Below are 24,887 nucleotides of genomic sequence, written 5' to 3'. Positions count from 1 at the left end.
TCCTCCAAAGGTTAAGTCTGTTCGGCTCAACCTTGACCGGCCGGTGTTTGTTCCCCCGGCCGCGCGCGCTAGCGGTAGAGCTGCGTCACATGCGTGGGGGAAAGCTCCTCGAGGCAGGTGACGCCCAGCAGCGCCATGGTCCGCAGCACACCGCTTTCCAGGATCTCGATGGCGCGCCGCACACCGGCCTCACCGCCGGCCATCAACCCGTACAGGTACGCCCGACCGATCAGGGTGCAGCGCGCCCCGAGTGCGACCGCGGCGACGATGTCGGCGCCGGACATGATCCCGGTGTCCAGCAGGATCTCGGTGTCCCGGCCCACCTCGCGCGCCACCGCCGGCAACAGCTGGAACGGCACCGGGGCCCGATCGAGTTGGCGGCCACCATGATTGGACAACACGATGCCGTCCACCCCGCGGTTGACCACCGCGCGCGCGTCTTCGAGGGTCTGGATCCCCTTGACGACGAGTTTTCCCGGCCAGGTCGACGTGATCCAGTCCAGATCGTCGAACGTCACGCTGGGATCGAACATGGAGTTCAGATAGTCGCCCACGGTGCCCGGCCAACGATCCAGGGAGGCGAATGACAACGGCTCGGTGGTGAGCAGGTCGAACCACCAATGCGGATGCGGCACCGCGTCGAGCACGGTGCGCAACGTCAGCGCGGGCGGGATCGACATGCCGTTGCGGACATCGCGCAGCCGCGCCCCGGCGACCGGAACGTCCACGGTGACCAGCATGGTGTCGAAACCCGCGTCGGCGGCCCGCCGGACCAGGGCAACCGAACGTTCCCGGTCCTTCCACATGTACAGCTGAAACCATTTGCGGCCCTGTGGAACAGCGGCAACGACGTCTTCGATCGAACAGGTGGCCAGGGTCGACATGGCGAACGGGATGCCGGCCGCGGCCGCCGCGCGCGCTCCGGCGACTTCCCCCTCGGTGTGCATCAGCCGGGTGAATCCGGTCGGCGCGATCCCGAACGGGAGTGCCGTGGGTCCGCCCAGCACGTTCCAGCCGGCGGTCACGTTGCTGACGTCGCGCAGGATCGTGGGGTGAAACTCGATGTCGCGGAACGCCTGCCGAGCCCGGCGCAGCGACACTTCCTCCTCGGCCGCACCGTCGGTGTAGTCGAACGCCGCCTTCGGGGTTCGTCGTTGGGCGATGCGCCGCAGATCCTCGATGGTCAGGGCGGCGTCCAGACGCCGCTTGGTGCGGTCGAACTGGGGCCGCTTGAATTGCACCAGGGGCGCCAGGTCGCGGATCTTGGGGACTTGCCGCTTGACCGCCATCAGGTCATTCAATCAGGGTGAAGTCATGGCGTTCGATCTACAGCGGTTCGTGGACGCGCAGGCCGGCGTGTACGACAAGGTCGTCGACGAGTTGCGTGCGGGTCGCAAACGCAGTCACTGGATGTGGTTCGTGTTCCCGCAGTTGCGCGGGCTGGGCAGCAGTCCGATGGCCCAGCACTACGGCATCGTCTCGCTGGCCGAGGCCCGGGCCTACCTGGCACACGAATTGCTGGGTCCCCGGTTGCGCGAATGTGTGCGACTGGTCAACCAGGTGCCGGACCGGTCGGCCGTGCAGATCTTCGGCCGGCCCGACGATCTCAAGCTCAAATCGTCGATGACGTTGTTCGCCCGTGCCACTGACGACAACGAAGACTTCCGCTCGCTGCTCGAGAAGTATTACGGCGGCGACGAGGACGAGCAGACGGTGGTCCGGCTGGGTTAGAACGGCCGCAGGATCCGCCAGCCGTGGGCCTCGACCACCAACTGCTGGGTGACGTGGTCCTCGGGTGCCGTGGAGCCCGCGATCACCTGCGCCTGTGCGGCACCCAGGTCCGGCAGCGCGAGCTCGAGTGGTTCGTCGTCGATGTTGAGTGCGACCAGCAGGGCGTCATCGCCGCGGCGGGTCTGGAACACGTAATGCCGGTTGGCCAGCTGCACCGCGGTGGTCGTCGCGGAATGCAGCCAAGGGTGGCGCCTGCGCAGCCCGATCAGATATCGGTGCAACTCCCAGATCCGAACGTCCGGTTCAGCCAATGTCATTGGGGGAGCGGGGAATTCTGGGCGCACGGCGTCATCGCCGCCACGGCGCTCCTCTTTGTCGCCGCGCAAGCCCAACTCGTCGCCGGCGTAGATGCTGGGCACCCCGCCGATCATCAACAGGATCGCCAGCGCCTGCGCCAGGTGTTCGGGACGCTCGAGCCGGCTGGCTATCCGGGTCACGTCGTGGTTGCCGACGAACGTCAACGGCGCGAAAGTCTCTTGAAACACGTTGTGCCGCTGCAGCGCATGGTCCAGTTCGAAGAAGTTACCGTCGTTGAGGCTGCTCCAGATCGCTTTCCACAGCTCGTACTGGGTGGCCGAATCGAACCGGGCCGCCTCGACCACCGCCGCATAGTCACCGTGAATGAGCTCGCCGACGAACCATGCGTCCGGGTGGCGGTCCCGCACCCTGGGCAACACACGTGCCCAGAAGTCTTGCGGTACGGCGTAAGCCGCGTCCAACCGCCAGCCGTCGGCACCGCGTTGCAGCCAGTGCGCCAGCACCTCGACCACGTAATCGGCAACCTCGGGATTGCTGTGGTCGAACGCGACGAGCTCGGAGTGGCCTTCGAACGTGCCGCCGCTCAACCAGCCGGCGGGGCCGACGAAGTCGGCGCCGACGTGGTTGAACACGCCGTCGAGCAGCACCCGCAGACCGCGGCGGTGAGCCTCGGCGACGAGGTGGTCGAAGTCGGCGTCGTCACCGAGCCGGGGGTCGATGCGGTAATGGTCGGTGGTGTCGTAACCGTGTGTGCGCGAAGCGAATACCGGACCCAACGCGACCCCGGAGGCGCCGAGTTCAATGGCGTGATCGAACCAGTCGACCAGCCGCCGCAGCCGGTGCTCGGCCGGGTCCGGCGGCTGGTCAGCGGGAAACGCTCCGACGAAGCCCAGCGGGTAGACCTGCCACCAGATCACGTGCTCGGTCCAGGAGGGCATGCCTACGACACTACGGTCACCCGACGGCGGCCAGGGTGGCTGCCGTGTCGAGTGCCTGCGCCACGCCGGCCACGATCGCGGCCACCTTCAACGCCTCCAGGATTTCCTCGCGGCCCACCCCGGTCTCGCGCAAGGTGTGCTCATGAGCGACCACGCAGTGCGGACACCCGTTGATCGAGGACACCGCGAACGACCACAGTTCGAAGTTCGCCTTGGCCACCCCGGGATTGCCGATGATGTTCATCCGCAGGCCGGGCCGCAGGTCGTCGTACTGGCCGTCGAGGAATCCGCGCCCCCGGTAGAACACATTGTTCATGCCCATGATCGACGCGGCGCCCAGCGCGGCCTGGTAGGCCTCGGCGGAGAGCTGTTCGCGCGCTTCGGCGCCGATCTCGGCCAGCACCTGGGCGTTTCGCGTTGCCGCCGCGCTGGCCAGCAAAGTACCCCAGAGTCGCTCGCCGTCCAGGACGGTGCTGCGCGCGATGGAACCCAGGTTGAGCTTGAGATCCTTCGCGTACTCCGGCAGGGCGGTTTTGAGGTTTTCGATGCTCATGCCGAGGCCTTGAGCAGTTCGCCGGCGTCCAGCGTCGGGTCGCCCTTGCGCCAGTTGCAGGCACACAGTTCGTCGGACTGCAGCGCGTCAAGCACCCGCAGCACCTCGTCGACGTTGCGGCCGACCGATCCGGCGGTGACCGAGACGAATTGGATCTCGTTGTTGGGGTCCACGATGAACGTCACCCGGTCCGCGACGCCGTCGGCATTGAGCGCGCCGGTGGCTTCGACGAGCTCGCGCTTGATGTCCGAGAGCATCGGGAACGGCAGTTTCTTCAGGTCCTCGTGCTGAGCTCGCCACTGGAAGTGCACGAACTCGCTGTCCACCGAGACGCCGAGTACCTGCGTGTCGCGATCGGCGAACTCGTCGTTCAACTTGCCGAATGCCGCGATCTCCGTCGGGCATACGAAGGTGAAGTCCTTGGGCCAGAAGAAGACGACCCGCCACTTGCCCGGGTAGTCGTCGCTGGACACGGTGGTGAAGTAGTCGCCGGGCTGCTTGGCGTCGACCTCGGACAGATCGCCGCCGACCAACGCGGTCAGCTGGTAGCTGGGGAATTGGTCGCCGATGGTCAACAGGGACATGCGTGCACTCCTTTTTGGACTCAATCAAGATTATCCGTCTCCCTCATGGTGCCTGGAGTTCTGTGTGAAGTAAAGGTGATATGTCGCACTACATTGATAGGCATGACCGATAAGAGTTTCCAGCCCACCCTGGCCGGGTTACGGGCCTTCACCGCGGTGGCCGGAAAGCAGCATTTCAGCAGTGCGGCAACGCTTCTCGGGGTGAGTCAGTCCACCTTGTCGCAGGCCTTGGCGGCGCTGGAGGCCGGGTTGAACGTCCGCCTGGTGGAGCGTTCCACCCGACGCGTTTTCCTGACCGCAGAGGGCACCACACTGTTGCCGTACGCGCAGGCCGTGGTCGATGCGGCAGACGCGTTCGGCAATGCAGCCGCAGGCACGTCGGATCTGCTGCGGGGCCGCCTTCGCCTGGGCCTGATCCCCACCGTCGCGCCCTACGTGCTGCCGACCATCTTCGCGGGCCTGCCCCGCGAACTGCCGGACTTGACCCTGCAGGTGGTTGAGGACCAGACCGACCGGTTGCTGACGTTGCTCCGCGATGCCACGCTGGACGCCGCGCTGATCGCACTGCCCGCCGAAGCCGCCGGCCTCATCGAGATCCCGATCTACGACGAGGATTTCGTCCTGGCGCTGCCGCCCGGGCACCGCCTGGCCGGCAAGCGGCGGGTGCCCGCGGCCACCCTCGCCGAGCTGCCGCTGCTGCTGCTGGACGAGGGCCACTGCCTGCGGGACCAGACCCTCGAGGCCTGCCGGCAGGCGGGAGCACAGACCGAGTTCGCCGACACCCGTGCGGCGTCGCTGGCGACGGCGGTGCAGTGTGTGACCGGGGGACTGGGGGTGACGCTGATCCCGCAGACCGCCGCACCGGTCGAAGCCGCCCGCAACCGGCTCGGCCTGGCCCACTTCGCGCCGCCGCGCCCTGGTCGGCGCATCGGCCTGGTGTTTCGTGCCACCCGCGGCGGCGAACAGTCCTACCGGCGGCTGGCCGCAGTCATCGGCGCATTGGTCGACAGCGAACACCAGGTACGGCTGGTGGACCCGCGCTTGTAGGTTCGTCCGTTATGGAGAAGGTCATCGTTGTCCTGATGCGCGCCGAAGCCGACGACCAGTGGTGCGCGCGGCAGCGCGGGCCGGTCGCCGACCAACTGTTGCGGCTCGGTGTGCCGGGGTTGTCGATCAATGTGCGCGACAGCGCAGTGCGCGACTCGCTGATGACGCTCACCACGCTGGATCCGCCGGTCGCCGCGGTGGTGAGCCTCTGGACCCAGCAGTGCTACGGCGAGCAGGTGACCGCGGCCCTGCGGGTGCTGGGCGGCGAATGCGACCGGCTGGCGGCCTACCTGGTCACCGAGTCGGTTCCGCTGCCCGGCCCCGTTCACCAACCCGGCGCTCGGACAACAGGTTTGGCCAACATCGCACTGCTGCGCCGGCCCGCCGAACTGGAGGTGGCCACGTGGCTGGACCGCTGGCAACTCGACCACACCCCGGTCGCCATCGAGACCCAGTCGACCTTCGGCTACACCCAGAACTGGGTGGTCCGCGCAATCACCCCGGACGCGCCGGACATCGCCGCCATCGTCGAGGAGTTGTTCCCGGCCGAGGCCGTCTCCGACCTCAAGGCGTTCTTCGGTGCTGCCGACGACGCGGATCTGCAGCATCGGTTAGGCCGAATGGTCGCCAGCACAGCCGCATTCGGCGCCAACCAGAACATCGACACCGTGCCCACCAGCCGCTACGTGATGAAGTCGCCATTCCGGAAGGACGAGCACGCATGACGACACTCGAGGAGGCGGTGGCGCTGGCCACGGTCGAACGCGGGCTGGCAGTGATCTCAACCGGCCGCGCCGACGGCACCGTGCAGGCCTCGCTGGTCAACGTGGGCCTGCTGCCACATCCCACCGGCGGCGAGCCGGTGCTGGGCTTCACCACCTACGGCAAGGTCAAACTGGCCAACCTGCGGGTCCGTCCGCAGCTGGCCGTCACCTTCCGCGACGGCTGGCGGTGGGCCACGGTCGAAGGCCGCGCTGAACTGGCCGGCCCCGACGACCCGCAGCCGTGGCTGACCGAGCAGCTGCTGGCGTCGTTGTTGCGCGACGTGTTCGCCGCGGCGGGCGGTACCCACGACAACTGGGCAGAATACGACGCGACCATGGCACGGGAGCGGCGCGCGGTGGTGCTGATCGGACCGACCCGCGTCTACGGCAACGGTTAGGGTGGCGCCGTGCTGCTCATCGATGATCAGAACCGCGTCCGCACTCTCACGCTGAACCGGCCCGAAGCACTCAACGCGTTCAACGAAGCGCTTTACGACGCCACCGCCCAGGCGCTGATCGACGCCGCCGAGGATCCCGAGGTGGCAGTGGTCCTGCTGACCGGCGCGGGTCGCGGCTTCAGCGCCGGCACCGACCTGGCCGAGATGCAGGCGCGCATCACCGATTCGGAGTTCCAGGAGGGCACCTACGGTTTCCGCGGCCTGATCGAGGCGCTTACCGCGTTTCCCAAACCGCTGATCTGCGCGGTGAACGGCGTCGGGTTGGGCATCGGCACCACCATCCTGGGCTATGCCGACCTGGCCTTCATGGCGTCCACAGCCCGGCTCAAGTGCCCGTTCACCAGCCTGGGCGTGGCGCCCGAGGCGGCCTCGTCCTACCTGCTGCCGCAACTCGTCGGCCGGCAGAACGCGGCCTGGTTGTTGATGTCGTCGGAGTGGGTCGATGCCGCGGAGGCGTTGCGGATGGGGCTGGTCTGGCGGGTCTGCGCGCCCGACGACCTGCTGGCCGAGGCCCGGCGGCACGCTGAGGTGCTTGCCGCCCGGCCGATCTCCAGCCTGATGGCGGTCAAGCACACCATGGTCGAACCGCTACGCGCCGAGATCGCTGCGGCGACGGCGCGGGAGAACGCGCATTTCGCGGAGTTGATGGGGCAGCAGGCGAACGCCGCGGCGCTGGCCGATTTCAGCGACCGGAAGCGGAGCTAACCGACGGCCGCGGCCGGATCGAGCGTGGTGGCCGCGGCCAGGATCGCCCGCAGGGTCCGCCGGCAGCGGCCACAATCCCCGCCCGCCCCACATGCTGCGGCGATTTCCTTCGACGTCGACGCACCCCGCGCGACGACGTCACAAATGGTCTGATTGGTGGCTCCGACGCACAGGCAGACGTACATCAGCAAACCCGCAAGGTTGCCGCAGACAGCGCCGGAGAATTGAGCCGCATAATTAGCACAGTCTAACCTAAGGTGGTTAGTGAAGTCTAACCTAACTTAGGTTAAGCTCGCCGATTTTCGGCTTGGCCGCCACGCCGCGGGAGCGACGAAGGGTGTCCTGACTTGCGGTTATTGCACTAGATTCGAGGTCGGCACGCAAAGCTGCTGCTGACCCCGTATGGCGCGCTCCAGCCCAGCCGCCTGCGGCCGACATGACCGACTTCACCCCTGAGGAGTGAGCATGCAAGGCGATCCCGACGTTCTGCGGCTGCTCAACGAACAGTTGACCAGCGAACTCACCGCCATCAACCAGTACTTCCTGCATTCCAAGATGCAGGACAACTGGGGCTTCACCGAGCTGGCTAAGCACACCCGCGCGGAATCGTTCGACGAAATGCGGCACGCCGAGGCGATCACCGACCGCATTCTGCTGCTGGACGGCCTGCCGAACTATCAGCGCATTTTCTCGTTGCGGATCGGCCAGACGCTGCGCGAGCAGTTCGAAGCCGACCTCGCCATCGAGTACGAGGTGTTGAACCGGCTCAAACCGGGCATCATCATGTGCCGCGAGAAGCAGGACAGCACCAGTGCGGCCCTGCTGGAAGGAATCGTGGCTGACGAGGAATCGCACGTCGATTACCTGGAGACTCAGCTGGAGCTGATGGACAAGCTCGGCGAGGAGCTGTACTCCGCCCAGTGCGTCTCCCGTCCGCCCAGCTGACGCCGGCTCGACACGCCGCGGGGTGATCGGCGGTCACAGACCGGGACCGGAAGGTGGTCATGACAACCCCGCGCGCAGCGGTCACGGACCCGTCGACCGATTTCGCCCCCAGCGGCCCGCTGCTCACCGCGCGGCGGCGCAACTTCATCTTCCTGGCGGTTCTGCTCGGCATGCTGCTTGCCGCCCTGGATCAGACCATCGTCGCGACGGCGCTGCCGACCATCGTCGCCGACCTCGGGGACGCCGGCCGGCAGTCGTGGGTGGTCACCAGTTACCTGCTCGCCTCGACCATCGTCACCGCGCTGGTAGGCAAGCTCGGTGACCTGTTCGGCCGCAAGCGGGTCTTCGTCGTCGCGGTGCTGTTCTTCGTGGCCGGGTCGGTGCTGTGCGGACTGGCGCACTCGATGACCATGCTGGTCGGCGCACGGGCGCTGCAGGGCATCGGGGGCGGCGCTATCACCGTCACCGCCAGCGCCCTGATCGGGGAAGTGGTCCCACTGCGCGACCGGGGCCGGTACCAGGGCATCCTGGGGGCCGTTTTCGGGGTGACCACAGTCGTCGGCCCGCTGCTGGGCGGCTACTTCACCGACTATCTGAGCTGGCGCTGGGCGTTCTGGATCAACCTGCCGGTGTCGGTGGTGGTGATCTGCGTGGCGGCTGCGGCCATCCCGGCGCTGGCCGCCGCGACGCGGCCCGTCGTCGACTACGCCGGGATCGTGTTCATCGGTGTGGGCGCGGCCGCGCTGACCCTGGCCACCAGCTGGGGCGGCACCGTCTACCCGTGGAGATCGGCGCCGGTGATCGGGCTGTTCGTCGGCGCGGTGCTGGCCCTGGGTGTTTTCGCGTGGGTGGAAAGCCGCGCACCCCAACCGATTCTGCCGTTGCGGCTGTTCGCCAGCCCCGTCTTCAGCGTCTGCTGCGCGCTGTCCTTCGTCGTCGGGTTCGCGATGCTGGGTGCGATGACGTTCCTGCCGACGTTCATGCAGTACGTCAACGGCGTCTCGGCGACCACGTCGGGGCTGCGCACCCTGCCGATGGTGGTCGGCATGCTGATCACCTCCACCGGCAGCGGAACGCTGGTGGGCCGCACCGGTCGGTACAAGATCTTCCCGGTCGTCGGCACCGCGCTGATGACGATCGCGTTCCTGCTGATGTCGACGATGGACGGTGCCACCCCGGCGGTGCTGCAGTCGGTGTACCTGCTGATCCTGGGCGCCGGCATCGGCCTGTCCATGCAGGTGCTGGTGCTGGTGGTGCAGAACACCTCGAACTTCGAGGACCTCGGCGTGGCCACCTCGGGGGTGAGCTTCTTCCGCACCATCGGAAGCTCGTTCGGGGCAGCCATCTTCGGCTCGCTGTTCGTCAACTTCCTCAACGCCCGACTGGGGCCGGCCACCGCGGCCGGCGGGATCTCGCCGGACGAGGTCAGTTCACCGGCGGCCCTGCATCGCCAGTCTGCTGCGGTGATGGCGCCGATCGTGCATGCCTACGCGGAGTCGCTGTCTCAGGTGTTCCTCTGCGCGGCGCCGGTGGCCGCGGCGGGTTTCGTGCTGGCGCTGTTCCTGCGCGAAGTCCCGTTGCGTGACATCCACACCAGCGCGGCCGATCTCGGCGACGGCTTCGCCATGCCCACCTCCGAGACACCCGAACAGCTGTTGGAGAACGCAGTGGCCCGCGTGCTGCGCGGCGAATCGGGCATGCGGCTGCGCAGTATCGCGATGCGGCCCGACTGCCGCCTCGACGTCGCCGGGTTGTGGGCGGTGTTGCGCATCAACCGTTATCAACAGTTCTTCGGCGCGGCCCGGCTCACCGACATGGGCGAGACGCTGAACATTCCGTTCGAAGTCCTCGAACCCACCTTCGCGCGGCTGGCCGCCGGCGGTTACGTGGTGCGCGACGGCGACCGGCTCAGCCTGACTCCGGCCGGCGTACAGCAGGTCGATTACGTCTACTCACTGCTGCTGGCCTGGATCGTCGACAAACTGTCCCGATCGGCCGGATTCGCCGGCCGCCCCGACCGCCGCGAGGTGGAAGCCGCGTTGAGTCGCATCGCCTATCGCGTTATCGCACAGCGTGATTGGCATGCCGACGCACCCACGGTGGCGATGCCGCGGGCCGCAACGTGAGCAGCCGGTCCGCCCGGCGTACCATCTCGCCATGAGCCGAATCGGAACTTTCGCTGACGACGACGTGGCCGGCTGGATTCAGAAATCCCCGGAACTCGGCGGCGCAATGGCCAACTTCAGCCACGCGGTCTACACCGCCAACAGGCTGCCGCTGCGCACCCGCGAAATCGCGCGCGCGGTGATCGCCGCCAACAACGAGTGCACGGTGTGCGCCAACACCCGCGACGCCGACGGCCCCGCAGCGGGTGTGGACGAAGCGCTCTACGACCATGCCGCCGAGTGGCGCACCTGGCCCGGCTACAGCGCGCAGGAGCGGTTGGCGGCCGAGTTCGCGCACCGCTTCTCCACCGATCACACCGCGCTGCGCGACGACGAAGATTTCTGGAACCGGGCCGAGGACCACTTCAGTGCGGAGTTGCTGGCCGATCTGGCCATCTCGTGCGCGCTGTGGGTAGGCATGGGACGGGTGCTGCGGACCCTGGACATCGGTCAGGCGTGCCGGCTGACCCTGCCCAGCAGGGCCTGATCACGTCTCCGCCACCTTCCGAGGCCACCCCGCTGGCCGCCGCGGCAATCGCCCAACTCGAGGCAGAGGGCGTGGACACGGTCATCGGCACGGTGGTCAACCCCGCCGGGCTCACCCATGCCAAGACCGTTCCGATCAGGCGTACCAACACATTCGCCGATCCGGGCCTGGGCGCCGGGCCGTCCTGGCACGCCTTCGCCATCGACCAGACCGGCATTGCGTTCACCGACGCCGTCGGCGTGGTCGGGGACCAGCGACTGCGCATCGACCTGTCCGCTCTGCGCATCCTCGGCGACGGTTTGGCGTGGGCCCCGGCCGGCTTCTTCGAACAGGACGGCACCCCCGTAGCGCAGTGCGCGCGCGGCACGCTGCAACGCATCGAGGCCGCACTCAGCGCAGCCGGCGTCGAGGCGACGGTGGGTCATGAACTCGAGTTCCTGCTGGTCGACAGCGACGGCGGTCGGCTGCCGGCCACGCTGTGGGCCCAGTACGGCCTGGCCGGGGTCCTCGAGCACGAGGCTTTCGTTCGCGACGTCACCGCTGCGGCCAACCTGGCCGGCGTCGTCATCGAGCAATTCCACCCGGAATACGGCGCCAACCAGTTCGAGATCTCATTGGCGCCGCAGTCGCCGGTGACCGCCGCCGACCAACTGGTGTTGTTGCGCATCGTCGTCAGCCGTGCCGCGCGCCGGCACGGGCTGCGGGTCAGCCTTTCGCCGGTACCGTTCGCGGGCAGTGTGGGATCGGGCGCCCACCAACACTTCTCGTTGCGCACCTCGGAAGGTCCGCTGTTCTCCGACGGCACCGGCGGCATGACGGCGCCCGGGCAGGCCGCGGTGGCCGGGGTGTTGCGTGGGCTGCCGCAGGCGCAGGGCATTCTGTGCGGATCGATCGTGTCCGGGCAGCGCCTGCGCCCCGGCAACTGGGCCGGTGCCTATGTCTGTTGGGGCATCGAGAACCGGGAAGCTGCAGTGCGATTCATCCAATCCAGCCCCGCCGACCCCGATGGCGGCAACGTGGAAGTGAAGATCGTCGACCCGTCGGCCAACCCGTATCTGGCCTGCGCCGCGATCCTCGGGCTCGCGCTCGACGGCCTGGACACCGGTGCGCCGTTGCCGCCGGAAACCACGGTGGACCCGGCGGCGTTGTCCGAAGCCGACCGGACGGCGGCCGGCATCCTGCTGCTGCCGGACACGCAGCCCGAAGCGATTACCGCCCTTAATGATTCGGCCCTGCTGCGGCGAATTCTGGGCGATCCGGTGATCGATGCGGTGGTCGCGGTCCGCCGAATGGAGCACCACCGATACGGCGGCCTGGACCCGGCGACGCTGGCCGACAGGTTCCGGATGGCGTGGAGCCTGTGACCACACCGTCGGATTCCGCACTGGCGCACCACATCAGCGAGGTCGCACTGATCGATCAGCATGTGCACGGCTGCTGGCTGACCACCGGGGACCGGCGGCGGTTCGAGAACGCCCTCAACGAAGCCAACACCGAACCGTTGGCCGACTTCGACTCCGGCTTCGACACCCAGCTGGGCTTCGCCGTGCGTAACCATTGCGCCCCCATCCTCGGCCTGCCCAGACACGTTGACGCCGAGCAATACTGGCGCAGCCGCAGCCAACTCCGCGAAGACGAACTGGCCCGGCTGTTCCTGCCCGCGGCGGGCGTGCGCAGCTGGCTGGTGGACACCGGTTTCGGCGGCAGCGACGTGACGGACGTCGCCCAACTGAGCCAATGGTCGGGGCGGCGCGCCTACGAGGTGGTGCGCCTGGAGCAGGTCGCCGAACAGGCAGCGCAGGCCGCCGGCGACTATGCGGCGGCGTTCGAGGAGATCCTGCACCAGCGTGTTGCCGGCGCGGTGGGCACCAAGTCCATCCTGGCCTACCGGGGCGGATTCGACCGCGACCTGAGCGATCCACCGGCCGCGCAGGTAGCCGAGGCGGCTCGGCGCTGGCGCGACGTCGGCGGCACCCGGGTGAGCGATCCGGTGCTGCTGCGTTTCGGCCTGCACCAGGCGCTGCGGCTGGGCAAGCCGCTGCAGTTGCACGTCGGGCTCGGTGACCGCGACTGCGACCTGCACAAGTCCAATCCGCTGTACCTGTTGGACTTCCTGCGGGATTCGGGGACGACGACGCCGATCGTGTTGCTGCACTGCTATCCCTACGAACGCGAAGCCGGCTACCTGGCCCAAGCGTTCAACAACGTCTACGTCGACGGCGGCTTGAGCATCAACCAGCTGGGCGCCCGGGCGCCCGCGTTCATCGCCCGACTGCTGGAGCTGGCGCCGTTCCGCAAGATCCTGTACTCATCGGACGGGTTCGGTCCCGCCGAACTGCATTTCCTCGGTGCTGCGTTGTGGCGCAACGGCATTCACCGAGTGCTGGATGAATTCGTGCAGGCCGGGGACTGGGGCGAGGCGGAGGCCATCCGGGTGGTCGACCTGATCAGTCACCTCAACGCCGCGCGCATCTACCGGCTCGCCAGCGGCTTTTCGGCGGGCTAGACCAGGGCGCTGGCGTCGAAAATCCAGGATGTGTCGCCGCCGGCGAGCTTCTCGAAGTGGTTGGGCGGCGCGAACGCGACCAGACTGTTCATGTCCCAATAGTCTTTCCACACAGTGATTTTGCCGTCCTGCACCTTGTGCACGGTGGCGAATCTCAGCGTGCCCTGCTCACCGCTCTGGAACGTCCAGGTCTCGGAGTGCTCGTAGATCACATCGGAACCGTTGGACACCAGCACGCCGTCGTGGTTCTCGTACGCCGCCAGGTCCGCCAGCCCGATCTTGAGCCGAGTCACGATGTCGGCCGGGCCGCGGGCCGACACCGCGGGTACCGGCATGTCGACATAGAGACAGTCCTCGGCCAGGAAGGTCTTGACCGCATCCCAGTCCCGCCGCGAAAGCGCCTGCCACATCCCGGTCACGACATCGGCCGGGGAGTTCGGTGCAACATCTGTCATGCAGGTCAATTAACTCGGGCTGCCGCGGAGTGTCAACCTCGCTGCACGGTCCGCGCCGTAGGATCGATCCGCCGCATCGCTACCACCCACCCCGGGGGCCCATCTGCCGTGCAGACCGAATCCGTATCCCAGGCACCTACCCACGGCGCCCGCCTACGCCCAGCCGCCGTCGTCGGCGCGCTCGGTGTGGTTTTCGGTGACATCGGCACCAGCCCGATCTACACCATTCAAACCGTCTTCAACCCCGGCGATCCGCACCCGGTGCCGATCAGCACCGACAATGTGTACGGCGTGGTCTCGCTGATCTTCTGGTCGGTGATGACCGTCGTGACGTTCACCTACGTCAGCCTGGTGATGCGGGCCGACAACCACGGCGAGGGCGGCATCATGGCGCTCATCACCCTGGTCGGGAAGCGGCACCAGGGCAGCAGCGGGGCGAGAAGGCGCACGGTCGTCGCGCTGGGCGCGCTGGGGATCTTCGGGGCCGCGTTGTTCTTCGGCGACAGCATGATCACCCCGGCGATCTCGGTGCTGTCGGCCGTCGAGGGTGTCAAGGTGATCCAGCCGCACTTCGACACCTGGGTCGTGCCGATCACCGCGGTGATCATCGTGGTGCTGTTCGCGGTGCAACGGCACGGCACGGCAGCCGTCGGGCGGCTGTTCGGTCCGGTGATGATCGCGTGGTTCACCACGATCGGCGGCTTCGGCGTGGTCGCCATCGCCGATCACCCGGAGATCCTCAAGGCGCTCTCGCCGTTCTACGCAGCGAAGTTCATGGTCGGGCACTTCCACTTCGCGTTCTTTTCGCTCGCCGCAGTGGTGCTGTCCATCACCGGCGCGGAGGCGCTGTACGCCGACATGGGTCACTTCGGACGACGGGCGATCGCCTCGGGGTGGCTGCTGCTGGTGCTGCCCGGCTGCGTGCTCAGCTATTTCGGTCAGGGGGCGCTGATCCTGGCGGACACCGGTGCCGTCAGTGCGCCGTTCTTCCTGCTCACCCCCGGCTGGGCGCGGCTGCCGCTGGTGCTGCTGGCCACCGCCGCGACGGTGATCGCGTCGCAGGCCGTGATCACGGGCGCGTTTTCGGTAGCGTCCCAGGCCGCGCAGCTCGGCTATTTACCGCGACTGCGGATCGCGCACACCTCGGAGTCGACCATCGGTCAGATCTACGTGCCGTGGATCAACGGTCTGTTGCTGGTATCGGTGCTCACCCTGGTGTTCGCTTTCCGCAGTTCGGCGGCGCTCGCGTTCGCCTTCGGCATGGCCGTCACCGGCACGATCACCATCACCACCACCCTGTTCCTCTATTACGCGCGCACCACGTGGCGCACCCCGCTGTGGCTGGTGCTGACCGGCGGCGGCGTGCTGCTCCTGGTCGACCTGATGTTCCTGGCGGCCAACCTGACCAAACTGGTGCACGGCGCCTGGCTGCCGCTGCTGATCGCGCTGGTCGCCTTCACGGTGATGACCACCTGGCAGCGCGGACGCGACATCGTCACACGCGCAAGGCAGGAAGCGGAGGGACCGCTGCAGGAATTCATCGATGAGCTGGCCGAGCGCCAACCGCCGTGCGCGCGCGTTCCCGGCACGGCCATCTTCCTCGATCGCGGCAAAGAGACCGCGCCGCTGGCGATGCGGGCCAACGTCGAACACAACCGGGTGCTGCACGAGCACGTGGTGATCATGGCGATTCAGACGCTGCCGGTACCGCGGATTCCCGACGCCGAGCGGACCGAAGTCGACCACCTGGTGCATACCGGTGACGGCATCGTCCACCTGACCGCCAACTTCGGCTACATGGAGACGCCGAATGTCCCTGCCGTGCTGCGTCTGCTGGACCCCGAGCAGACCGAGGGTGCGATCGACATCGAGGCCGCCTCGTACTTCTTGTCCAAACTCGAACTGGTCAAAGGTTCGGCACCGACGATGGCGTCGTGGCGCAAACGACTGTTCATCGCGACCTCCTACACCACCGCCGATGCCGCGCAATACTTCGGTCTGCCCCTGAACCGCACCGTGGTCATGGGTGCGCGCATCGAGGTCTGACCGGCAGCGTCGACCAGCCGTGCAGCACCCGGGTATCACGCCGGACCCCAGCGCCCGCGGCCGTCGCATCGGGGAAGCGTTCGAAGAATGTGCGCAACCCGACCTCGCCTTCGGCCCGTGCCAGCGCGGCGCCCAGACAGAAGTGCCGTCCGGTGGAAAACGCGAGATGCTTTCCCGCATTGGGGCGTTTGACGTCGAAGGCGTGCGGATCGGCGAACACTGACGGGTCGCGGTTTGCGGCGGCGAGGTAGACCACCACCACCTCGCCCCGCTCGATGCGCCGGCCGGCCAGCTCGACGTCGGTGCGGGCCACTCGCGCGGTGAGCTGCACCGGAGAGTCCAGCCGCAAAATCTCCTCGACGGCGTTCGGCCACAACTGAGGCTGCTGCTGCAGCGTGCGCAATTGGTCCGGATGGTCCAGCAGCAAGCGGATCCCGTTGCCCAGCAGGTTCACCGTGGTCTCGAAACCGGCGACCAGGACCAGTCCGGCGACCGCCTGCAGTTCGGTCTCGTCAAGGTGGCGCTCGGCGTCGCCACTTTCGGTGATGCGGATCAGTTGGCTCATCAGGTCGTCGCCCGGGGCACTGCGCAGCTGCCGTAGATGCTGGACCAGCCACGCTTGGAATCCGGCCAACCCTCGCTGAATCCGCCGGTACTGCTGCCAGGTCACGCCGACATCCAGACTGGGGGCGACCAACTCGCCGAATTCGAGGATCCGGCGCCGGTCGTACTCCGGCACCCCCAGGATGTCGCTGATCACGGTGATCGGAAGCTGCGAGCAATACCGTGCGACGACGTCGACCACGGGCTGGTCGCCGAGCTGGTCCAGCAGGGTCGTCGCAGCCTGCTCGACCCGGTCCAGCAGACCGGTAACGGCGCGCGCGGTGAACACCGCCGAGACGGTCTTGCGGTACCGGGTGTGATCCGGCGGCTCGACGGCCAGCAGCGACGGGGGACGGATCGGGTGCAGCAGATTGTCGCGGGTTCGCCGTTCCAGCCGACCCAACGGCCCCGGCAGGCTGTCCCCGAAGGAGACGACGTGGAAGTCGTCCGACCGCAGAATGTCGTGCGCCAGCCGGTGGTCCACGGTCAGGTGGTTCGCGCGGTTGCGCACCAGTGGGCCGTGTTGGCGGATCTCGTCGTAGTAGGGCACCGGGTCGGCGGCCACCGCTGGGTCGGCGATCAATCGCGCTCCGAGATCACCCCGCCGGACGGCGAAGCTCGCGAGTCCGCGGACGACGCCGTGCATGACCAACCAGTGCAGTCTGTCTTTCACCATCGCCCGCGAGCGTAGGCGCCGGTCAGCATTCAGCGGTCAGCTTGAAATCGGTGGTCACGACTTTGTTGGGGTTGGTGGTGTTGATGCCGGAGGCACTGCCGGTGATCGTGTAGGTGTTCTTGGCCAGGTCGACGTGGGCGTCGCCGACGCCCCCTTCGTAATAGCTGCCGGTGAAGCCGCCGATGTCGCGGATCTTGACGAACTGCGGCAACACCCGATCCCCGCTCATCAACACCACCGCCTGCACCGATCCGTCGTGTTCGCGGATGTCGATGGTGCGGTAGCCCTCGATCTGGCTGCAGGACGGCGGCCGGGTGGTGATCGAGTGGCCGTCGAGCGTCAGATGCGCGGCTTTGCGGGGCACGGTCATGGCCTCACCGCAGCCGGCGACGGCGCCGGCGACGGCCACTGCGATTCCGGCAACCGCAACCATCCGGTTCTGCACCAGCCACCTCCGTATCAGACCTGCGCGTTGCGCCGGAGTCATTATTGCCGTTTCAGGTCCAGCCGGGGCAGTGCTTTTCTGACCAGAGTTCGGACCAGCTCGGGACTGACCCCCTTGAGCCGGTCGATCCAGCCGATGCTGGCCGGCACATACCAGTGCAGCCGCCTGGGGTTGTGGTAGGCCTGCCACGCCGCCTCGGCCACGCTGGCGGCGGGCATCAGCCGGAACATGCCCCGCTTCGGCGCGGCCGCGCGCAACTCCTCCTGCGTCACCCTGGCCGGGGCGTCGCCGGAGCCTTCGTCGGCGCCGGCGTGCTGCGGTGTCGTGGTAAGGATGGCGGTGTCGATCAGCCCCGGCAGCACGTCGGCCACCCGCACCCCGTGGCGGTGCCACTCCACGCTCAGCGCCTCGGTGAGCCCCTTGACCGCGTGCTTGGTCGCCGAGTACACGGCGATGCGCGGCATGCCGTAGGTGCCCGACGACGACGAGGTGGAGAACATCAAGCTGTTCGGCGCCTTCTTCAGGTAGGGCAGCGATCCGTACGCGCCGGTCAGCACAGCTTTGAAATTCACGTCGACGACGCGCATGGCGGCTTCGTAGGGCACGTCTTCGAACCAGCCGCCCTCGCCGATGCCGGCGTTGTTCCACATCATGTCGAGACCGCCGCCGGGGTTTCCGGCGCAGAAGTCGGCCAGTGCCGCATCCAGTGCCGCCTTGTCCGTCACGTCGACGGTCCGGGTCCACAGCCGCGAACCCAACTCCAGGTTCAGCGCGGCCAGCCCGTCGTCGTTGCGGTCCACCGCACCTACGCGCCAACCTTTGCCATGGAAGAGTCGTACGCCTTCGCGGCCCATGCCGCTGCCTGCACCGGTGATGAAAATGGTCTTCATGCCGCCTCGGCCACCTCTTTGATCCGGTGCAGCGTCTTCGTCATGTCCCGGATGTTGCGACGTCTGCGCAGAAACCCGCCGAACACCAGGTAGAGCTTCGTCAACGGCGACTGCGCCATCCGGAACGACTCAGTCACGTCGGTGCCGTCCCCGGCCGGCTCCAACCGGTAGTGCCAGTTGTTGATCGCCCGGTCACCGGCCAGCACAGCAAACCCGAACTCGCGGCCGGGCCGGCACGCCGTCACCTGGCACGTGGTCCAGTAGACCGGCCCGATCTCGTTGCGGCGCACGTGGCCGCGAAACCGCGCACCAAGCTCGGGACCGGTCGCATCGCCGAGCCATTCCGCTTCAAAAGTCTCCGGAGAGAACCGCCCGGTATTGCGAATATCGGCGATTAATTCCCAGATTTTATCCGCCGGGGCGGCCATATGAACCGTTGCTGAACCCTCCATAACATGATCCAAGCACGTCCCGTGTAACGAAACGAGATGAACCGCCGATAATCATTGTTTGGGGGTGAACATCCCGATGATCGCGCTGATGGTCTGCTGCCACTGTTGGCCCGGTTGAGTCGCACCGACAGACGTCGGCGTCAGCCCCCCGGCACGGGAGCACTTTGGCCACGCACCTGGCCCCTGACCGGCCAGAACCTTGTTCGCAACGGCGATTTGTTGCTGTTTGGAGGCCTTTGCCGGGTTCCCGACACCGCCGTACTCCTCCCAAGTGGCTTGCTTGAACTGCAAGCCGCCGTAGGCGCCGTTGCCGGTGTTGGCGGCCCAGTTGCCGCCGGATTCGCATTCTGCGACGGCTTCCCAGTTCATGGTCTCGGCGTTGGCGACACCGGAGGAGAGCGACATCGAAGCTGCCAGGAAACCGCCGGCCACGGCCGACTTGATGAGGGGCTTTGTGATGGTCGTCATGTGCGGGATTTCGCGGACCGTAGCCGTAGCGTTACCCACTAGAGAAAATTATGAGACCGTTTATCCATCCCTTCGAGATTGGCGCAAACGGCGATTCCGCGGATGCTTCAAGCCCCGCGGGAAGCCGGACAGTACGACCTGGTTGCGGTCGTAAGCGCACGTTGGTACAGGTCGTCGAAACTTCGTCGGCGGCTCGTCTCGGCCCGCGCACGCTGCACCAGGCGCCCGCAATCCGCAGTGTTCAGCAAACTCCAGTTAAGCGATATGTGAGACAAAATCTTAGTGTTCAGCGCGTCGATCGCGGCCCTGGACGCCGCCAGGTCCGGCGGGGCCGGCGGCACACCGGTGGGGTCGAGTTTCCATTCGGCGAACCGGGTGTACTCGACGGCCTCGGTGGCGCTGATCTGGTCGCCGAAGACGCGCGCGACAAAATCGGGGTCGACGTCCTGCGCGGCGGCTTCCTCGCGCAGCGTGGCGATTTCGCGCTCGACCCGGTCGGGATCCTCGATTGCGCCGTGCGTGGCCCACTTGTAGGCAGCCACCGGATCGGCAACCTGCAGCCGTTCGGCGGCGGCGTCCAGCAGCGCGCCCAGCGAGTCGGCGTGATCGGCCTGCGCCGGCGGCGCGGCCAGCACCGCGATCAAAGCCAGGACTGCCGGGCCGCACCTACCGCGCATGCCATCCAGCCAAACACGAGCGACCCGGCGTCGTCGACAATGGCGAGATGAGTGACAACTGGTTGCGCACGCGACTGGCCAGGCTCGTGCTCGCCGCGACGCTGTCCGCCTCGCTGGTGCTGGGCGGCGCCTTCGTGGCGCTGGACCAACTGCACTCCGTACCCGCCGACGCCTTGCACCACCCCGGACCTGCGGCTACCGACCAGCAGAGCCGGGCTCAGGCCGTCCGGGCCGCGCAGAACGTGGTCACGGTCGCCGGTCTGCGCACGACGACGGCCGGCTACCTGTTGATGTCCTGCAAGGACCGCGAGAACCCGCCCTATCGGGGAGCGGTGTACCTGACCTTCGCGATCCCGGCTGACGCCGCCGCCGACACCTACCTGCCGGAAGTCGTAGCCAAACTGCTGGCCGGCGGCTGGTCCCCGGGGCTACCGCCCGGCAACCACGCGCTGGCCAGCACGCTCACCAAGGACGAGCTCACCGCGAGCATCTACCGCCATGACGACAATCCGGATCTGGGCATCCTGCGCGTGTACGGCGAATGCCGCAACGTGACCGATCATCATGCCGATCCCACCGGCTGGGTCGACGTCACCGGCGAGTTCGGCCCGGCCGGTTGAAAGACCCACAACGCACTACTGCGCTTGACGACCGGGGCCGTCAAGCGCAGTAGCGGTAGTGCGGTGGGTCTAGCCTTGCCGAGCGCCGAGCGCGCCCTGCAGGTCACCCTTCATTGCGTTCAGTTGGGCGCCCCAGTACTCCCAGCTGTGTGTGCCGTCAGCCTGGAAGTTGAACACCGCGTTGTGCCCGCCGGCGGCGGTGTAGGCGTCCTGGAACTTGAGGTTGCTGCTGCGGACGAAGTTCTCCAAGAACTCGGCCGGCATGTTGGCACCACCCAGTTCGGACGGCTTGCCGTTACCGCAGTACACCCACAGCCGGGTGTTGTTGGCGACCAGCTCCGGGATGTGCAACGACGGGTCGTTGCGCGCCCACGCGGGGTCACTGGACGGGCCCCACATGTCCGAAGCCTTGTAACCGCCGGCGTCACCCATGGCCAGTCCGATCAGCGAGGGGCCCATGCCCTGGGACGGGTCCAACAGGGCCGACAGCGAACCGGCATAGATGAACTGCCCGGGGTGGTTGACCGCGAGAATCATCGCCGAGGAGCCGGCCATCGAGATACCGACGGCGGCACTGCCGGTCGGCTTGACCGACTTGGTGCTCGCCAGGTACGCGGGCAGTTCGCTGGTGAGGAAGGTTTCCCACTTGTAGGTGCTGCAACCGGCCTTGCCGCACGCGGGGTTGTACCAGTCGCTGTAGAAGCTCGACTGGCCGCCGACCGGCATGACCACCGACAGGCCCGACTGGTAGTACCACTCGAACGCCGGGGTGTTGATGTCCCAGCCGTTGTAGTCGTCCTGGGCGCGCAGGCCGTCGAGCAGGTACACCGCAGGCGAGTTGTCGCCCCCGCTCTGGAACTGCACCTTGATGTTGCGACCCATCGCCGCCGACGGCACCTGTAGGTACTCGACGGGCAGTCCGGGCCGGGAGAACGCTCCCGCGCTCGGCGCGCCACCGGCGAGTCCGATCAGGCCCGGCAGGGTCGCGGCCGCAGCCGCACCGACCAAGAGTCGACGACCCCAGGCCCGTATCTTCCCGGTCACGTCTGTCATACCTGTGCCCCTTTTTGTCCTTATATCTCTTGCTCCCGGCAGAACTTACCGCGTGAATAGGCCGAATGTCGATTCGGACGCAAACACATTTCAGTTCCATATCGGTTACCGGCGCGGGTTACAGCAACTGTGTTTACAGTGCACCGCGCCGATCGACCGCATTCGTTATAGCCCGCGCCCGACACGCGCGACGCTGACCCACGCCGCGCCGTTACGCAGGCGTTATGCACTTGGAATAGGGCTGAGTCGGGCAGGGACGGACGCCATGCCCAGCGCCACACCGACCCAAATGGCCGGAGCCAGAACGCGGATTTCTCTATCGGGGAGCAACGTTTTATCTATTTACTGCACCGTCAGTCGCCGGATTTGGCGAGCTAGCCGGGTCTTTCACCGGCCGGCGGGCGGTTTCCATACCGGGTCAGCCGGCACACCGCAGACCGCGTAGGCTCGCTCGGAGCAAGCCGACTTACGACGCTATTCCGGGCGTTGACGGCATTCACGCGCCACGCACCTGCCCCTGAAGCGGGTGGCACTGCTGAGGTGCGACGAGCCCGGACACGATTGAGGTGCGAAAACTTGGATACGGTACTTGGGCTGTCAGTTACACCGACCACCGTCGGGTGGGTGCTGGCCGAAGGGCACGGCGCCGACGGCGCGATCCTGGGTCACCACGAGTTGCGTTTGCAGGACAGCGTTCAGGACGGCCGCACGGTGCGTGCGGTGAACACCGCCGAACAAGTGGCCGACGAGGTCATGCGGGCGCGCGACACGGCCACCGCCGGCGATCACCGACTGCGGGTGGTCGGCGTGACGTGGAGCGACGACGCCGCAGCGCAGGCCGCGCTGCTGCAGGAGGCGCTCGCCGACGCCGGCTTCGACAACGTGGTGCCGGTCCGGCTGCTCGATGCCGTCGAGACCCTGGCGCAGGCCATCGCGCCCGTCATCGGATACGAGAAGACCGCGGTGTGCCTCCTCGAGCGGGAATGGGCGACCGTGGTCATGGTCGACACGCACGACGGCCAGACCCAGACAGCCGTCAAGCACGTCCGCGGCGGCTTCGACGGCTTGACGTCCTGGCTGACCGGGATGTTCGATCGCAGCACGTGGCGGCCGGCCGGAGTGGTGGTCGTCGGCTCCGAGGGCGACGTGAGCGATTTCTCCTGGCAGTTGGAGCAGGTCCTGCCGGTGCCGGTGTTCGCGCAGACCATGGCCCAGGTGACGGTCGCGCGCGGCGCAGCGCTGGCGGCGGCTCAGAGCACCGAGTTCACCGACGCGGAGTTGGTCGCCCTGGTGGATGACGCCGTCGAACCGGACAGGGTCGCTGCCGGACAGTCACGGCGATATGCCGGGGCGGCCGGCGCGTTGGCCGCGGCCGCCGTCACGTTCGTCGCGTCGGCGTCCTTGGCTATTGGTCTGCAGCTGGCGCCCGGCAAGGACGCCGGACAGCACGTCGTGACCAAACCCCCTGTCGCCGAAGCCGTGGCGCCGCCGTCCCCGCCCGCGGTGCAGCCTCCGCCGCCGCAGCAGGAGCCGGTGCGTCTCGCGGCCGACGAGCAGCCCGACGAATCCGCGCCAGGCGCCCCGCCGAGCGCCGCCCCGGCGGCACCGGGCCCCGACGGCGGGCCATTCCGGTTGAGCAGGGCCATCGAGAGCCTTCCCGGCACGTTCGCCGAGCCCGGAAGCCCGCCGGAGTAAATCACTCGGGTTTTTGCCGAACCGCATGGAATGACACCGTCACCTCGTCGGCGACCTGCAGCGACCCCAGGAACATCGCGTAGGGCTTGATGCCGTAGTCGGTCTGACGCACCCTGGATTCGGCACCGAGTCGGTACGTATCGCCGAGATCTTCCACGCGTAGCTCGACCACGTGCTCGCGGGACTTGCCGCGGACGAACAGTGTTCCGGCGAGACGGTACCCACCGTCGGTCTGCTCGATCGTGTCGGCGGCGAAGCGTATTTCTGGAAACCGGTTGGCGGACAACGATTTCAGCGCATTGGTGCGCGCTATGACCTGCTCCGGCCCGGACAGGCCCTTGAGGCCCCCGACGCCCCCGGTCACCTCGAGCGAATCCACCTCGACCACCAGTTCAGCGGTATCCGGTTGGCCACCAACCCAATTCACCCCAGCCCGCCACCGGGTGACCGCGATGGTGAGCCGATGGCCCATCCGCGCCGCTCGCCCGGCCACCCCGGTGTGCACGGTCAGTTCGCCGTTGTCCGGACCCAGCGTCCACGCCGTATGTTCCTGCGAAGCCACGGCCGAACTCTACTTGGACTCACACGGTCAACACGGTGCGATAGTGCGCCCGGCCTTCCTCCAATGCCGCGTAGCCGTCGGCCGCCTGCGCCAGCGGCAGCTGCTCAACCCACGCCCGCACACCGGACACCACCGCGAAATGCATGGTTTCCTCGACATCTTTCGCGGTTCCGGCCGGATGGCCGATCACGCTCAAACCGGGAATGATCAACTGCACCGGGCTGATCGGCAGTGGTTCGGGGGTCACCCCGATGGTGACCAGTTCGCCCCGGGGGAGCAGCCCGCCGACGGTGTCGGCCATGGCCTTCGAATTGCCCGCTGTGGCAAGGACAACCGCGGCACCACCCAGGGCCCGCAGCGCTTCGGAGACGTTGCTGCTGGTGGAGTCGATGTAGTGGTGGGCGCCCAGACTCCGGGCGTCCTCTTTCTTCGCAGTACCCCGGGCAATGGCGATGGTCTCGAAACCCATTGCCCGCGCCCACTGCACTCCGAGATGACCGAGTCCGCCGACACCGAGAATCGCCACCCGGTCACCGGGCATGGCCTTGGTGTGACGCAGGGCGTTGTAGGTGGTGACGCCCGCGCACCCCATCGGTGCGGCTTCCACGTCGGTGAGCCCGTCCGGGATCCGGGCCAACGCGGTGGCGGGTACGGTCACGGATTCGGCGTAGCCACCGGGGTACTGCCAGCTGGGCACCTTCGCGTTCGCGCAGTGCATCAGAGCGCCTCTGCGGCACTGATCGCAGTGGTTGCAGTTGCCGCCGAACCAGCCCACCGCGACGCGGTCCCCGGCCGCGAATCCTTCGACACCCGCGCCGAGTTCGGCTATGGTGCCGGCTATCTCGTGTCCGGGGGTGAACGGCCAGGACATGTCGGGGAATTGGCCGTTGACGAAGTGGGCGTCGGTGCCGCAGATGCCGCATGCAGTCACGGCGATCCGCACCTCGCCGCGATCCGGTGCGACGGTTTCGACATCGGCGAACTCCAACGGCGCGCCCTCGGACCGTACCTGGACCGCTCTGTGTGTCGCCACCCGCTCAGCTA

Annotated in this window: 28 protein-coding genes; 13 read left to right on the top strand and 15 right to left on the bottom strand. The window is 67.4% G+C overall.

All coding sequences use genetic code 11. From position 1 onward, the window contains the following. Positions 1-68: 68 nt before the first annotated feature. The gene (locus tag AC5Y5Z_RS16750) at positions 69-1,289 is read right to left on the bottom strand and encodes an alpha-hydroxy acid oxidase (RefSeq protein ID WP_499926385.1); all 1,221 of its coding nucleotides are present in this window, start codon (positions 1,287-1,289) and stop codon (positions 69-71) included. A 25-nt stretch (positions 1,290-1,314) separates the two neighbouring features. On the opposite strand from AC5Y5Z_RS16750, the gene AC5Y5Z_RS16745 reads away from it, so the two are divergent. Beyond that, positions 1,315-1,731 carry a DUF1810 domain-containing protein gene (locus AC5Y5Z_RS16745; RefSeq protein WP_463824208.1) on the top strand — a complete coding sequence of 139 codons (417 nt, stop codon included), beginning with the start codon at positions 1,315-1,317 and terminating at the stop codon, positions 1,729-1,731. Here AC5Y5Z_RS16745 and AC5Y5Z_RS16740 read toward each other — a convergent pair. From AC5Y5Z_RS16740 to AC5Y5Z_RS16730, 3 genes are read right to left on the bottom strand one after another with little or no spacing between them, the layout of a single operon-like run. Beyond that, positions 1,728-2,987, bottom strand: coding sequence for an alpha-amylase family glycosyl hydrolase (locus AC5Y5Z_RS16740; protein WP_499926383.1), 1,260 nt, complete (start codon positions 2,985-2,987; stop codon positions 1,728-1,730). The genes AC5Y5Z_RS16745 and AC5Y5Z_RS16740 overlap by 4 nt on opposite strands. A gap of 16 nt (positions 2,988-3,003) precedes the next feature. Continuing rightward, positions 3,004-3,540 carry an alkyl hydroperoxide reductase gene (locus AC5Y5Z_RS16735; RefSeq protein WP_463824210.1) on the bottom strand — a complete coding sequence of 179 codons (537 nt, stop codon included), beginning with the start codon at positions 3,538-3,540 and terminating at the stop codon, positions 3,004-3,006. After that, positions 3,537-4,124 (bottom strand): peroxiredoxin, encoded by a 588-nt coding sequence (locus AC5Y5Z_RS16730; RefSeq protein WP_463824211.1) that lies wholly within the window; start codon positions 4,122-4,124, stop codon positions 3,537-3,539. The genes AC5Y5Z_RS16735 and AC5Y5Z_RS16730 overlap by 4 nt, the downstream gene beginning before the upstream one ends. Before the next feature lie 102 nt (positions 4,125-4,226). Here AC5Y5Z_RS16730 and AC5Y5Z_RS16725 point away from each other — a divergent pair, with 102 nt between their 5' ends. Genes AC5Y5Z_RS16725 through AC5Y5Z_RS16710 form a run of 4 tightly spaced genes read left to right on the top strand, consistent with a single transcriptional unit; the run spans position 4,227 to position 7,098 of the window. Then, the gene (locus tag AC5Y5Z_RS16725) at positions 4,227-5,171 is read left to right on the top strand and encodes a hydrogen peroxide-inducible genes activator (RefSeq protein WP_499919454.1); all 945 of its coding nucleotides are present in this window, start codon (positions 4,227-4,229) and stop codon (positions 5,169-5,171) included. 11 nt (positions 5,172-5,182) lie between these two features. Beyond that, the gene (locus tag AC5Y5Z_RS16720) at positions 5,183-5,896 is read left to right on the top strand and encodes an EthD domain-containing protein (protein WP_499919452.1); all 714 of its coding nucleotides are present in this window, start codon (positions 5,183-5,185) and stop codon (positions 5,894-5,896) included. After that, positions 5,893-6,333, top strand: coding sequence for a TIGR03618 family F420-dependent PPOX class oxidoreductase (locus AC5Y5Z_RS16715; RefSeq protein ID WP_463824214.1), 441 nt, complete (start codon positions 5,893-5,895; stop codon positions 6,331-6,333). The genes AC5Y5Z_RS16720 and AC5Y5Z_RS16715 overlap by 4 nt, the downstream gene beginning before the upstream one ends. Before the next feature lie 9 nt (positions 6,334-6,342). Continuing rightward, complete coding sequence (locus tag AC5Y5Z_RS16710) at positions 6,343-7,098, top strand: enoyl-CoA hydratase/isomerase family protein (RefSeq protein ID WP_499926379.1); 756 nt, start codon at positions 6,343-6,345, stop codon at positions 7,096-7,098. Here AC5Y5Z_RS16710 and AC5Y5Z_RS16705 read toward each other — a convergent pair. After that, positions 7,095-7,283, bottom strand: coding sequence for a (2Fe-2S)-binding protein (locus tag AC5Y5Z_RS16705; protein WP_463824897.1), 189 nt, complete (start codon positions 7,281-7,283; stop codon positions 7,095-7,097). The genes AC5Y5Z_RS16710 and AC5Y5Z_RS16705 overlap by 4 nt on opposite strands. Positions 7,284-7,563: 280 nt before the next feature. Here AC5Y5Z_RS16705 and bfr point away from each other — a divergent pair, with 280 nt between their 5' ends. The 5 genes from bfr to AC5Y5Z_RS16680 are packed head-to-tail and all read left to right on the top strand — an operon-like array spanning position 7,564 to position 13,201. After that, on the top strand, positions 7,564-8,043 hold the full coding sequence (gene bfr, locus AC5Y5Z_RS16700; protein WP_463824216.1) for a bacterioferritin: 480 nt from the start codon (positions 7,564-7,566) through the stop codon (positions 8,041-8,043). 59 nt (positions 8,044-8,102) lie between these two features. After that, positions 8,103-10,169, top strand: a complete 2,067-nt coding sequence (locus AC5Y5Z_RS16695) for an MDR family MFS transporter (protein WP_463824217.1) — start codon at positions 8,103-8,105, stop codon at positions 10,167-10,169. Positions 10,170-10,200: 31 nt separating this feature from the next. Beyond that, a complete protein-coding gene (locus tag AC5Y5Z_RS16690) occupies positions 10,201-10,695 on the top strand; it encodes a carboxymuconolactone decarboxylase family protein (RefSeq protein ID WP_463824218.1) in 495 nt (164 codons plus the stop codon). After that, the gene (locus AC5Y5Z_RS16685; protein ID WP_499926412.1) at positions 10,695-12,059 is read left to right on the top strand and encodes a type I glutamate--ammonia ligase; all 1,365 of its coding nucleotides are present in this window, start codon (positions 10,695-10,697) and stop codon (positions 12,057-12,059) included. The genes AC5Y5Z_RS16690 and AC5Y5Z_RS16685 overlap by 1 nt, the downstream gene beginning before the upstream one ends. Further along, positions 12,056-13,201, top strand: coding sequence for an amidohydrolase family protein (locus AC5Y5Z_RS16680; protein ID WP_499926376.1), 1,146 nt, complete (start codon positions 12,056-12,058; stop codon positions 13,199-13,201). Before AC5Y5Z_RS16685 ends, AC5Y5Z_RS16680 begins: the two co-directional genes overlap by 4 nt. On the opposite strand, the gene AC5Y5Z_RS16675 is transcribed toward AC5Y5Z_RS16680, so the two are convergent. Next, complete coding sequence (locus AC5Y5Z_RS16675) at positions 13,198-13,656, bottom strand: limonene-1,2-epoxide hydrolase family protein (RefSeq protein ID WP_463824220.1); 459 nt, start codon at positions 13,654-13,656, stop codon at positions 13,198-13,200. The two genes, AC5Y5Z_RS16680 and AC5Y5Z_RS16675, sit on opposite strands and share 4 nt — an antisense overlap. Before the next feature lie 108 nt (positions 13,657-13,764). On the opposite strand from AC5Y5Z_RS16675, the gene AC5Y5Z_RS16670 reads away from it, so the two are divergent. Then, positions 13,765-15,702 carry a potassium transporter Kup gene (locus AC5Y5Z_RS16670; RefSeq protein ID WP_499919447.1) on the top strand — a complete coding sequence of 646 codons (1,938 nt, stop codon included), beginning with the start codon at positions 13,765-13,767 and terminating at the stop codon, positions 15,700-15,702. Here the strand turns inward: AC5Y5Z_RS16670 and AC5Y5Z_RS16665 are convergent. The 6 genes from AC5Y5Z_RS16665 to AC5Y5Z_RS16640 all read right to left on the bottom strand — a co-directional run bounded on the left by AC5Y5Z_RS16665 (position 15,677) and on the right by AC5Y5Z_RS16640 (position 19,913). After that, positions 15,677-16,978: a cytochrome P450 gene (locus AC5Y5Z_RS16665; RefSeq protein ID WP_499926410.1), complete on the bottom strand. Its 1,302-nt coding sequence runs from the start codon at positions 16,976-16,978 to the stop codon at positions 15,677-15,679. The genes AC5Y5Z_RS16670 and AC5Y5Z_RS16665 overlap by 26 nt on opposite strands. Positions 16,979-17,003: 25 nt before the next feature. Further along, positions 17,004-17,414, bottom strand: coding sequence for a lipoprotein LpqH (locus AC5Y5Z_RS16660; protein WP_463824900.1), 411 nt, complete (start codon positions 17,412-17,414; stop codon positions 17,004-17,006). Positions 17,415-17,467: 53 nt separating this feature from the next. Then, positions 17,468-18,316: an SDR family oxidoreductase gene (locus AC5Y5Z_RS16655; RefSeq protein ID WP_463824222.1), complete on the bottom strand. Its 849-nt coding sequence runs from the start codon at positions 18,314-18,316 to the stop codon at positions 17,468-17,470. Continuing rightward, positions 18,313-18,768, bottom strand: coding sequence for an SRPBCC family protein (locus tag AC5Y5Z_RS16650; protein WP_463824223.1), 456 nt, complete (start codon positions 18,766-18,768; stop codon positions 18,313-18,315). Before AC5Y5Z_RS16650 ends, AC5Y5Z_RS16655 begins: the two co-directional genes overlap by 4 nt. 51 nt (positions 18,769-18,819) lie before the next feature. Continuing rightward, the gene (locus AC5Y5Z_RS16645) at positions 18,820-19,236 is read right to left on the bottom strand and encodes a transglycosylase family protein (protein ID WP_499926373.1); all 417 of its coding nucleotides are present in this window, start codon (positions 19,234-19,236) and stop codon (positions 18,820-18,822) included. 107 nt (positions 19,237-19,343) lie between these two features. After that, on the bottom strand, positions 19,344-19,913 hold the full coding sequence (locus AC5Y5Z_RS16640) for a chorismate mutase (RefSeq protein WP_463824225.1): 570 nt from the start codon (positions 19,911-19,913) through the stop codon (positions 19,344-19,346). A 47-nt stretch (positions 19,914-19,960) separates the two neighbouring features. Here AC5Y5Z_RS16640 and AC5Y5Z_RS16635 point away from each other — a divergent pair, with 47 nt between their 5' ends. Continuing rightward, positions 19,961-20,533, top strand: coding sequence for a lipoprotein LppJ family protein (locus AC5Y5Z_RS16635; protein ID WP_463824226.1), 573 nt, complete (start codon positions 19,961-19,963; stop codon positions 20,531-20,533). Between the two features lie 69 nt (positions 20,534-20,602). Here AC5Y5Z_RS16635 and ag85B read toward each other — a convergent pair whose 3' ends face one another. Then, on the bottom strand, positions 20,603-21,586 hold the full coding sequence (gene ag85B, locus AC5Y5Z_RS16630; RefSeq protein WP_463824227.1) for a diacylglycerol acyltransferase/mycolyltransferase Ag85B: 984 nt from the start codon (positions 21,584-21,586) through the stop codon (positions 20,603-20,605). Positions 21,587-22,162: 576 nt separating this feature from the next. On the opposite strand from ag85B, the gene AC5Y5Z_RS16625 reads away from it, so the two are divergent. Further along, positions 22,163-23,281, top strand: coding sequence for a DUF7159 family protein (locus AC5Y5Z_RS16625; RefSeq protein ID WP_463824228.1), 1,119 nt, complete (start codon positions 22,163-22,165; stop codon positions 23,279-23,281). A gap of 1 nt (position 23,282) precedes the next feature. Here AC5Y5Z_RS16625 and AC5Y5Z_RS16620 read toward each other — a convergent pair whose 3' ends face one another. Together AC5Y5Z_RS16620 and AC5Y5Z_RS16615 are read right to left on the bottom strand one after the other, a co-directional pair. After that, a complete protein-coding gene (locus AC5Y5Z_RS16620) occupies positions 23,283-23,843 on the bottom strand; it encodes a YceI family protein (RefSeq protein WP_463824229.1) in 561 nt (186 codons plus the stop codon). A 19-nt stretch (positions 23,844-23,862) separates the two neighbouring features. After that, positions 23,863-24,876 (bottom strand): alcohol dehydrogenase catalytic domain-containing protein, encoded by a 1,014-nt coding sequence (locus AC5Y5Z_RS16615; RefSeq protein WP_499926369.1) that lies wholly within the window; start codon positions 24,874-24,876, stop codon positions 23,863-23,865. Between the last annotated feature and the right edge of the window lie 11 nt (positions 24,877-24,887).

The organism is Mycobacterium sp. NGS29 (assembly GCF_059812965.1).
The sequence above is the reverse complement of the archived record's forward strand: the minus strand, read 5'-3'. Positions and strand labels throughout refer to the sequence as shown.